This is a genomic window from Microvirga sp. KLBC 81, from assembly GCF_003075415.1.
Classification (GTDB): domain Bacteria; phylum Pseudomonadota; class Alphaproteobacteria; order Rhizobiales; family Beijerinckiaceae; genus Microvirga.
In genome coordinates this window covers 1-10,065 of record NZ_QDAH01000126.1, presented here as the reverse complement: position 1 = coordinate 10,065, position 10,065 = coordinate 1, and the positions used below count along the sequence as shown (strand labels likewise).

Below are 10,065 nucleotides of genomic sequence, written 5' to 3'. Positions count from 1 at the left end.
GGCATGGCTCCGTGGCTGCGGGTTAATCCCGTCCTCTTATGCTCCACCCGGGAGCACGGCCGGTCCATGCCATTAGCCGTGGCCCTCTTCAGGATCTCCCGCTCCTGGCGCAGGATCTCGTTCTCGCGCCGCAGCCGCTTCAGCTCGGTGGCCATATCCTCCTGGCGCTCCTCGGGCGGAGCGTCGATCTCGCGCTCGCGACGGCGATCAATCCAGTGACGCAGGGTCGACAGGCCGACACCGAGATCCTCGGCAATCGCCCGTCGGCTGCGGCCGCTGGTCAAGGCGAGCCGAACAGCCTCATCCTGAAATTCTTTCGTAAAGCGTGTCTGGGGCATGGAGATCCTCCTGCTTCATGAGAGGCTCTCCAATTTTCCGAAGCAAGACCAAAGTATAGCTCACCCTAAACGAAGGCATCACCTTCTCAACCGATCCTGACCATCATGGTACCCATGAAGACAATCGAACATCACCTGAGGAACCTCTAGCTTATGAGCATCGCAATGCTCTCCAGAGCAACTTCGCCGACGGATGTCGCCGAAGCAGGCCGGCAGGAGGATGCTATGAACCTAGTGCCGAATGACTGCGTCCTGATCGTAGATAGCAACCTTGAATTTCGCGAGCGTCTTGCACAGCAGTTCCGTTCCGCGAGCTACAAGGTTTTCACAGCGGGTACAGGCGAGGAAGCCTTCTTCATCTTGCGACGCCGGTCGCACGAAATCGGCTGGCTCTACAGCCGTGCTGTTCTTGCCGGCCTGATCGACGGCTGGATCTTGGCAGATGAGTATCGCGAAACCCATCCCGACCGCCCCGCGGTGATCGCTGCGCACGATGCCCGGTTCACCGCTCGCGGCGACATTGTCCTGAGAGAATCTACAGTGGATTTGGCCTCGAAAACAATGCGCGATCTTATCGAGACGCTGCAGCAGGGTCAGGAAACTATCGCTGCAGAATTGAGCGGACGTCGCCGCGCCGCTTGACCCTGCGGACGCCACGGGTCTGCCGTTCTTTGGCAAGATTGAAAGTAGAACGCGACTGCGGCGGAGCCCCCGAATGTCGTGGTCCATAACAGTGATCCAGACAGCGCTTTCTCTCATGAGCTGTCCTATGACCAAATGGAGCAACTTTTAATTTGGGCTTACGTCCGGCTCATTTTCATGCCTATGGATAGCAGCGGCTCGCGAACAGCGATCGTCGAACAGTTCTGCTCGCCAGTTGAGAGGCGCGGGCTCATTGAACTGGACGAAGAAGATGTGTCAAAAGCCGTAGGCTTTATCGTGCAGGTGAAACAGCTGGGGGAAGTCTACCATTGAAGGGCTGTAAACCCGAAGGCGGAGGCCAAGTTTTATGTCCGACGATCCCGGCAGATGGTTAAATTACGCCTCGCGCCGGCGTCACGACGATGAGTGTTGGATCCGCGAACTCACTGCTGACCTGCCGATCAGATCGCGATGCTCAGCAACGGCAGGGCCATTCCGATATTGGCAATGTTGCCGAGTGTCAGTGCAAGCGGGACGGGTCGGCTGCGGGGTAAAGGCGACTCCAGTATAGCTTAAGCGCTGCCGGGTATTCCGAACAGGCGCGCCATAATGATCCTCGCGATCAGCCATCTCCACAGGTGGAGAGCTGCAGGGCCGCTGAAGCGCAGGTATGTGTCTGATCGAGCGGGCCAGATCTTCATTGAAGCGAGATCCCGGTAAGCGGGTGTGGCACAGTAATGCTTCTTGGCGAATGCCGCTTATGATCCCTGCTGAGCGACTAGGCAAAAAAGAGCTGCGCGTGGAGAGGGAGTGATCCAGCACCGCAGTCCTAAGTTGGGATGGCACTCGGGAGGGAAATCCAAACAATATCTGACCGCCAAAGTGAATGATCAATCCGGAATTGGTTTACGGAGACACGTCTCAAGCTATGAGACCTGTATACTGGTGTTCGCTCGTATGAAAGGCGGTCAGACGAAGGAGAACGCTGCTGGGTTTCCCGGGCGCGGCTAAATGAACGGCCTCTTGGAGCCTCGCAAAGTCCCGGTCTGGATAGGGCGATACAATTCGAGAGCTGCCGAAATCGCTCCACAGCTAAACCTATGTATGGTTCTTCCTTCCATCGTCGAGGCGTATTTGTATCACTCCCAAGTGTTCATGATCACAGCTTCCGTATCACTCGCACGCTGGAGGATTAGCCGCGTGCAAAAGGCTCCAGTCATTTCAATTGTCGACGATGATGAATCCGTCCGGGACGCAATCAGGAGCCTCCTGAGAGCGCTCGGATACGTTGTAGACACGTTCGCGTCGGCTGAGGACTACCTGCAATCGCCCCACTTGAGCGATACCTCGTGTCTGATTACGGATATTCAAATGCCGGGTATGAACGGGTTTGAATTGCAACGCCGCCTCGTGAGCAAGGGTCTTCAGATGCCCGTAATCTTCATGACGGCGTTTCCGGAGGAGGCGGTCTCCAGGCTTGCAAGGGACGCCGGAGCCGTCAGTTTGCTAAGCAAGCCGTTTGATGAACAAGCCTTGATCAGCTGTCTTGATCGAGCTCTGACTGAGAGGGGTGGGGGTATTACGGAAGGCTCGGCTGGATAGTGCGTCGCGAGAGCGAGCTTGGACCAACTGGTCGGGGAGAAACAATTTGCATCCAGCGATCCATCGCAATCAGCCAAGATTATTTGCTACTTTACCCGCGATCCCCTGGTGTACTGCCGAGCTTGAATGGATCCGGAAGTGGCAACCGCAAGCATGAACCTTGCGGTACTTAAGATCGTTCGGCCCTCCTCTATTGGCCTTTTAGATGCTATTCTCGACTGTGATCGATTGGTGGTCGGAGGGGGAGCCTCATGCCAAGCCGTTCAACCCTACCGACTGTGAGTGCAGAGGAGTCGATCATCTTCATCGTCGATGATGATGAATCCCTGCGGGAAGCGCTCGGAAGCCTGTTTCGCTCAGTCGGATTTAAAGTCGGCATGTTCGGGTCCGCAGCGGAGTTACTGGAGTACAAGTTCCCTGACGTACCAAGTTGCCTCGTGCTCGATGTCAGATTGCCACGGCTGAGTGGTCTCGACTTTCAGGCTGAATTGGCCAAAGCGAACATTCATATTCCTATCATTTTCATGACGGGTCATGGCGACATCCCGATGTCGGTAAGGGCTATGAAGGCCGGAGCCGTTGACTTTTTGGCCAAACCTTTCCGCGAACAGGACATGCTGGATGCCGTGACTTTAGCATTAGAGCGAGACCGCCAACGACGGCAATCGGATAAACAGCTTTCGGATGTTCACGCCAAATTTGATACTCTCACACAACGAGAGCGGGAGGTGATGAGCCTTGTCTCGACCGGTCTGATGAACAAGCAAATCGCAGGTGAACTGGGGCTCAGCGAAATCACCGTCAAGATCCATCGGGGTCAAGTCATGCGCAAAATGGGTGCGCGTTCGTTGGCGGATCTGGTAAGAATGGCAGAAATGCTCGGAGTTGACCCATCTCAAAGCAGGTCTCGACCAGAGAAGTGCTAAGCAAGAATTGAGGGGTGAACTTCAACCTCATTAGTCGGCGGTGTCATATTGGATATCGTGCAATCCCGGGTAGCACGAGGGCTCTGACGGACACGCGGATCAGGTCACAATCTGACCCGTCCAACAGAGCAGGAGCGGACAATGGCCCGCTGCGCCAGCTTGGATGTCACCAGTGTGTTGTCACACTCGAGTTCATGCGACACTATCCATCCCGCCTGTAGTCAGGATTTGCGATAGAGCGATAGCGCCTCGTCGGATGCGGAAAGCCGGATCCACTTTCAGCACGATGCGCTAACGGTAGACCTCCCACTGATACCCAGAGTTCTTACAAGGAGAGCAGGCGTTCTGAACGCCGAGACGGTCGTCTGGCATATCCATGGCACAGTCTGAGCTGCCCGCATTCGCTGCTCTTCTCCAGGCGTTGCCATCTGAGTAAGGCGCATGGTGCAGATGACAGATATCGCGAACCTGAAGAGCAAACAAAGCGGATTTCGAACTGGTTTAAATCCAAAGCCGCTTGCTGAGCGTTGGAAAGGTGTTGGGATGGTAGGCCACCATGCCCTGCTCCTATTAAGCTGATTTATTGGAGCGCGTTCTGGCCGCCTACGAGCAGGGGAGGGAGCCAGTTGCCATGCCTTCTGTGTCCGACCTCGTCGCCCGGTTGGATGCCCCAGCGTTGGTAAGAATCCGCGACTCGTGACCGATAATGTCGTGGTCTCAACGCAGTGGTTTGCCATTGATAAACTTTTCCAATCGTATGACGTAAAACAATATCTTGCACGCAGTTCCGGGATACCGCCAAGGGGCACCGGCGCACGATAGCAAGTTCGATTTAGGTGAACTTGTATCCGCTGCTCAATCAAGTTCAGGTCGGGCGAGTACGGCGGCCGGTACATCAGGCCCGCCCCAGCAGCATGGGACGCCTTTCCAGACGAGCACAACCAGTCCTAGGGAATCAGCCCTTCCGATCCCACGCAGTTTCCACGCAATCGCAGCGCGTTCTTGAGATGTTTTGGAGTCGAGAGAAGTTACTGCTTTGCCCGGATAGGAATGGGCTTTGGAGATTGAGAGGTCAGCGTAGAAGCTGGTCTTTTGGCTGCGTAATCTTCGCGGAATCGAAGGATGGTCATGGCGCGGGCAACTGTATCATCCACGCGCTTGGCGAAGCCGAAGCGGGGTAACATAACTATAGTGTGTTTTCCTGCTTAGCGTAAAGGTCGAGAGTATGAGGACACGATTGCAATACGACAGCTAGATAAGCGTTGTCCTAGGTAGAGGACTCATTTGCTCCACTCTGTTGTGACGGCGATGAGTGCCAAGCCCGCGAGGTAGTTTCGGGCGAGCCGATCGTAGCGTGTTGCAATCCTCCGCCAGTTCTTCAGGCGACAGAATAGACGCTCGATTAGGTTGCGTCGGCGATAGACGGTGCGATCGAGCGGATATGGCGCGGTACGATTGGCGGACGACGGGATGACCGCTTTGATCCGATGCTGCTTGAGCCAGCGGCGCAGGCTGTCCACGTCATAAGCCTTGTCGCCGATCAGCCGCCTCGGCCGGACAGCAGCATTCAGCAGCGGCAGCGCCATGCTGATGTCGGCGATGGTGCCGGGTGTCAGCGCGAACGCAACCGGTCGGCCACGATCATCGGCCAGGCAATGGATCTTCGAGGTGCGCCCGCCGCGTGAGCGCCCGATTGCTTGCTCCCACTCCCCCCTTTTCCACCAGAGGCCGAGCGATGTGCCTTCACGTGCGAGGTGTCGCTCAACAACTCCTGCGGCACGCGCCCAGACGCAGCCACCTGCTCGAACAGGCGCTGCCACAGCCCGCGGCGCGACCACCTGTTGTCGCGGTTGTAGACCGTGGTCGCCGGACCATACTCGGGCGGCACGTTCCGCCAGCGGCAGCCGGTCTTGAGCACGTGCAGGATGCCGCTGATCACTCGCCGATCATCCACGCGTGGCTTGCCCGGGCGGCCATGCGGCAGATGCGGCTCTAACGCAGCCCAAGCTCTGTCCGATAACCAAAACAGGCGTGCCATGACACTCCTCCTGATCAGCCAGACTCAATCAGGAGGTTCAAACCTAAATGGGGCCAATGGTTTGTATGGGTTCCCTACCTAGACTGGGATTTACGGAGGTGATGCTACGATACAGAGAGTAGCGATCGGACGCCCGAAAGGATCGATTTTCGCATAGCGCAGGCATTGAATTTTTCCTCAGCGCAAGGAGTTTTCGAGACGATGTTAGGTGAGTGCTTCTCGTAAACTTGACATCGCCCTCATGCGTGCCCGCTTGGCTCGATCATCGCAACGAAACACTTGAGGGAATGGTAGGAATACAACTTGACCCCTCGCTTCAAATATCGACAACCGTCCTCGTCACACTCAATCTCCGTCCCGTGCTCAATCCTTGCGAGGATGCCGCGCCGGAACACGTAGGACCTCCTGCAGTGCGCACATTGGCTACGATGATTGAGCCGCGGGTTCGGCACATTCGAGGGGTTCGTCGCGATGTTGAGAATCCTCATTGAAACCTCACCGCGTTCTTGAGTCTCGCCGCCGGGCTTGATGAAACAGAACACCTCATCCTTGCCGTATACGGACCATGAAGGAGGTGGAGTGCGCAGGTGCGGTTCAGTGCCCAGTCTATCAGGCACTCGGTCCCGCGAGACGATCTTGCTTGGAGGAATGTCCACCCACTCACGGTATTTGAGAGCAGTTCAACGCTTCCTGACACTATCCCACTTCGCTTTAGAGGGAGCGCAGTGCTGGTTAATACAGCAGCTGGAGTTTTTGACGGCCGGTCGATGATCCGTTATAGAGATGGTGATACGCGCCGTGCGCCATTTGATGCTTGGGAGAATGTCCCTCCTCAGCGTGAGAGCGAACGGAACAGAAGTGGGCCGCGACGACAACGATCGTCCCCGCGACGGCTAAGACGTTATCGAAGACCGTCCAAGTTTCAGCACGCCTCATCGAAGCCTCCTCTTCTCCCAGGCCGGGGCTCGGCGCAGTTCGTGCTTCGCCCGCAGCGACGACGAATGCTTTCAACATCGATCGCAAGGGGTTATGTCGACATTAGGTGATGATGATTGCGTCCGCTTTTCACACCAATTGTCTGCGTGGCTGCTTCGATTACACATTGGTATAGGCGGGCGTGCGCGGGGTATAAGCAGGTTGCCCCTGACCGGGATTTTTTGCGAGCGGTGCGCGGGTTCGCGCCGATATACCCTCCGGATGAAAGCTTCCGTTATGTCAGTGAGCGTGCGTTCACCTCAAATATTACGCAGAGCCATGAAATGGCGGTCCGCCTCAAGAACGGAAGCGATCTCTTGCTCGAAGCCTGACGAGAGGTCCGTCATGTACTCCATGGCGGGTAGCATGAGGCGATACTCTCTTGAGTGTCGATTAAGAAAATGAAAGCGCATGACGCTTTGAGAGGTGCTTCACGGTCCAGCACGACAGGGCGCAAAAACATCTGGCGCACACGCAGTTCGTCGCTTTGTGACCTCATCGAGGCGTGTCAATCTATACAACGATCTTATCGAGATAAACGAGAATAGAACTAAACCTGCGGCTCTTTTCGGGTAATTTCCCTCTTGTTCCTTAGGCGAGAGCTTTCTTCGAAAAGCGTGGAAACGTAACCTCATAACTGAGTACCCGTGGGGGCAACTACGGGCCGAGGGCCGCGCCGATAGTCGTAAGACTTTGCGCGGCCCCTTTCTCCCTGTCCTGTTACACGGCTCTGGACTGATCTGCCCTGTGTCAGATCAAAAGGCTGATGTTACGACAGAACAACCGTATTCCGGGCCATGTCGGCGTTGTCATATGTGGACGCTCCCTGCCGGCAAGGGTTTTGTTGAACGTATCTGCAAAATGGTCGGGTGCGGTCATATGTACGGCCTGTTGGTGCGGTCATCTGACCGCTGGCCCTTCTCTATTCGGCACCTCCACGTCAAGCATTCTCTTTTCAACCCTTCGGTATAGCGCATTCCTCGCGAGCTCTTGCTTCTCTCCGGGATCGGCATTTGCCCTCCCATGATGGGATTAGAAGGATGAGGCAGCACAATCTGATGAGCGCATTGATCACCGTGGCAATCGACGCAAAGGCCAGCACGAACTTACTTCATCCATCGTCCTGCGAGGGACAGCTTTCCACCGGCAGGCGGAACTTCGGTGTCTTCTCCCTAACGGGCGATCAAAGGGATGGCTGCACTCGAGGATCTTTCGTCCAACGGAACTCCGTTCCATCGCTCCAGATCCGGTGCATGAGGACAGCCAAGCGCCGCGCCAGCGCGACAATGGCTTTCCGAATGCCGCGCCGCTTAGCGACATTCATCGCCCATGCCTTCAGCCAGGACCACTTCTTCACCCGCGTCAGCAGGACTTGGGCGGCTTCATAGAGCAACCCTCGCATCATTCCATCCCCGCAGAGGGAGACCTGCCCAACACGCTTGCTCTCCCCGGACTCCTTGAGCACTGGCGTTAATCCCAAGACAGGTCCAACGGCTTTCGACTTTCGGAAGCGGGCCGGCACATCGATGGTGCTGGTGAACGCCAGGGCGACAACTGGCCCGACGCCCGGAATGGTCATCAGGCGCCGGCAGACACCGTCCTCTCGGGTGATCTCCAGCACTTTCCGGTGGAGGCGGGACAACTCCTCCCGCAACATCTGCCTGGCGGCGAGCAGGGAGGCGGTGATGTCTGCCAGTTCCGGCCTGCCGTCTACGAGCTCCCGGATCCGGACGTCAAATCCCACAGCCCCGGTCATGCCAACCTTGAGGCCGAAGTTACGCAGCAGACCGCGAATGTCGTTCTCAATCGCGACCGCCTTCTCCTGCAGCAGCTTGCGTGCCATCAGCAAGGCACGACGATGTTGGCTTGTCAGCGTCTTGATGTGCACCGGCCGGAACAGGTTGACCCGCATCATCTGGGCAATGCCACGAGCATCATTGCGGTCCGTCTTGTTCACCTGCGCCTTGAGGAACGCCTTCGTATGCCGGGTCTCGATGCAGACCACCGGCAGGCCTGCTGGCGCCAATCCACTGAAAAGCCACTGCGACAAAGGTCCAGCCTCCAGGCCGATGCGGACCAGCCGCCATGCGGGATCTTGAAGAGCCCGAACGAGGTCTTCGGGATGGCTGGGCACCTTCATCTCGCGGCAGATTGAACCCGCCTCGTTCACGATGCAGATTGAAGTCTCCTTGAGAGACACGTCCAGTCCGGCGTAGTGCTTCATGCTGCGCGTCCTTTCCTGATGCGGTGCGGGTTGAACAATTCCCACGCTAGCATTGGCTCGGAGCACAACACCTTCATGCATATCCGTCGAAGATGGGGCTCAAGCCGAATACCCCATCTGATGGAAGTCCGCCGATCAGGTCCCAATCACATTATCGAGCTCAAGGCTCTGACAACGCCGCGGGTTTTCCTAATCCCGGTTCGACCGGTTTGCATCACGTCATTCATCACCCTTCCCAAACTGAGAACCTCAACCCGCGGCGGTGCTCAACCGGCGGCTGGTGCAGGAGATCGGTAGACTTCTCCTCTGGCCAGAAGCGCCCAGGCGATCCGGGCCGTCTTGTTGGCGAGCGCCACCGAGACTAGCCGCACTGGTTTCTTGCTCAGCAGACTGTTGATCCAGCCTGTGTCCGCCGCTGTCCTCGTACGAGCATAGCGAATGACGGCCGTAGCACCGACCACCAGCAGCGTGCGTAGGTAGCCATCGCCCATCTTGGAGATCCGCCCCAACCGCTCCTTGCCGCCCGATGAGTTCGGCCGTGGTGTCAGTCCCAGCCAGGCGGCAAACTCCCGGCCGGAGCGGAACTGCGAGGGATCTGTCACAGTCGCTGCGAGGGCTGTGGCGGTGATGAAGTCCACGCCCGGGATCGTCTCGAGCCTGCGGCTCTCCTGGCTCAGCCGATGCCAAGCCAGGAGTTCGGCTTCCAGAGCTCGGATCCGTGGCTGCAGATCGAGCAACTGGTCCACGAGAGGCGCCAGAGCCCGACGAGCCAGGGGCGGCAGCACGGCATCGACGCTCTCGTCGGTCAGGAGCTGGATCAACTCGCGGATGCGGCTGATCCCCTGAGCGACAATGATGCCGTATTCGGCCAGATGCCCGCGCAGGGCGTTGACCAGCATAGTGCGTTGGCGGATCAGAAGAGCCCGCATGCGGTGGAGCGTCAGCACGCTCTGCTGTTCGGCGGATTTGATCGGGACAAAGCGCATGTTCGGGCGGGTGACCGCCTCGCAGATCGCCTCGGCATCGGCCGCGTCAGTTTTGCCGCGTTTGACGTAAGGTTTGACATAAGCCGGCGGCATCAGCTTGACTGTATGCCCCAGCTTGATCAGCTCACGGGCCCAGTGGTGGGCGGTCGCACACGCTTCCATGCCAATCAAATACGGGCTCAGATCAGCAAAGAACGACAGCACCTCGGCTCGGCGCAACCGCTTTCGCACCGCGACTTGGCCGGCGGCATCAACGACGTGCACCTGGAAGATGTGTTTAGCCAGATCCAGATCGGGTATTCGGCCTGACGGCAGAGCCCACCATGCTACGGTA

Annotated in this window: 8 protein-coding genes; 4 read left to right on the top strand and 4 right to left on the bottom strand. The window is 57.4% G+C overall.

All coding sequences use genetic code 11. The features are described 5' to 3' along the window. A partial coding sequence (locus DC522_RS30920; protein WP_245444706.1) for a transposase occupies positions 1-338 on the bottom strand: 338 nt, incomplete at its 3' end. Between the two features lie 153 nt (positions 339-491). Here DC522_RS30920 and DC522_RS30915 point away from each other — a divergent pair. The 4 genes from DC522_RS30915 (at position 492) to DC522_RS30900 (ending at position 3,508) form a co-directional block, all read left to right on the top strand. Beyond that, entirely contained in the window at positions 492-980 is a 489-nt protein-coding gene (locus tag DC522_RS30915) for a response regulator transcription factor (protein WP_116532313.1), read from the top strand. A gap of 78 nt (positions 981-1,058) precedes the next feature. Continuing rightward, a complete protein-coding gene (locus DC522_RS30910; RefSeq protein WP_133239423.1) occupies positions 1,059-1,313 on the top strand; it encodes a hypothetical protein in 255 nt (84 codons plus the stop codon). A gap of 867 nt (positions 1,314-2,180) precedes the next feature. Further along, positions 2,181-2,582 carry a response regulator transcription factor gene (locus DC522_RS30905; protein ID WP_245444705.1) on the top strand — a complete coding sequence of 134 codons (402 nt, stop codon included), beginning with the start codon at positions 2,181-2,183 and terminating at the stop codon, positions 2,580-2,582. A 251-nt stretch (positions 2,583-2,833) separates the two neighbouring features. Beyond that, the gene (locus DC522_RS30900; protein ID WP_116532311.1) at positions 2,834-3,508 is read left to right on the top strand and encodes a response regulator transcription factor; all 675 of its coding nucleotides are present in this window, start codon (positions 2,834-2,836) and stop codon (positions 3,506-3,508) included. Between the two features lie 1,280 nt (positions 3,509-4,788). Here the strand turns inward: DC522_RS30900 and DC522_RS30895 are convergent. The 3 genes from DC522_RS30895 to DC522_RS30880 all read right to left on the bottom strand — a co-directional run bounded on the left by DC522_RS30895 (position 4,789) and on the right by DC522_RS30880 (position 10,031). Beyond that, positions 4,789-5,546, bottom strand: a protein-coding gene (locus DC522_RS30895) for an IS5 family transposase (protein WP_371680945.1) whose coding sequence is annotated in 2 segments (ribosomal slippage) — positions 4,789-5,216 and positions 5,216-5,546 — 759 coding nt in all. Because the reading frame shifts where the segments join, the coding sequence is not laid out codon by codon here. A 2,158-nt stretch (positions 5,547-7,704) separates the two neighbouring features. Continuing rightward, on the bottom strand, positions 7,705-8,745 hold the full coding sequence (locus tag DC522_RS30885; RefSeq protein ID WP_116532308.1) for an IS110 family transposase: 1,041 nt from the start codon (positions 8,743-8,745) through the stop codon (positions 7,705-7,707). A gap of 266 nt (positions 8,746-9,011) precedes the next feature. Next, positions 9,012-10,031 carry an IS110 family transposase gene (locus tag DC522_RS30880; protein WP_205769854.1) on the bottom strand — a complete coding sequence of 340 codons (1,020 nt, stop codon included), beginning with the start codon at positions 10,029-10,031 and terminating at the stop codon, positions 9,012-9,014. Between the last annotated feature and the right edge of the window lie 34 nt (positions 10,032-10,065).